Annotated in this window: 1 pseudogene; it reads right to left on the reverse strand. The window is 39.8% G+C overall.

The features are described from left to right. Nucleotides 1-259 (reverse strand): annotated as a pseudogene (locus AN391_RS20115) (MFS transporter); the annotation flags it as partial.

The following is a 259-nucleotide window of genomic DNA, read 5'->3' on the forward strand; positions in this document are numbered from 1 at the left end:
TAATAACAATCCCTAAAATAGACCACACCAGTTTATTTTTTAGTACGCCAAACTCGTTAAGTAAGTTAGATGGTTTTGCGTTATCAATACTTGGTACTACTTTGTACACAAATATAAATGCAATAAACGCTAAAACGGCAGCGCCCCCTAAGCAATACCGCCAGCTTAGGTTTTGCCCCACCAAGGTAACAATAGGCACGCCAACAATGGTTGCAATGGTCAAGCCCATAAATACTTTTGACATAAAGCTTGCCCGTTT

This window comes from Pseudoalteromonas sp. P1-13-1a (genome assembly GCF_001401875.1).
GTDB lineage: Bacteria > Pseudomonadota > Gammaproteobacteria > Enterobacterales > Alteromonadaceae > Pseudoalteromonas.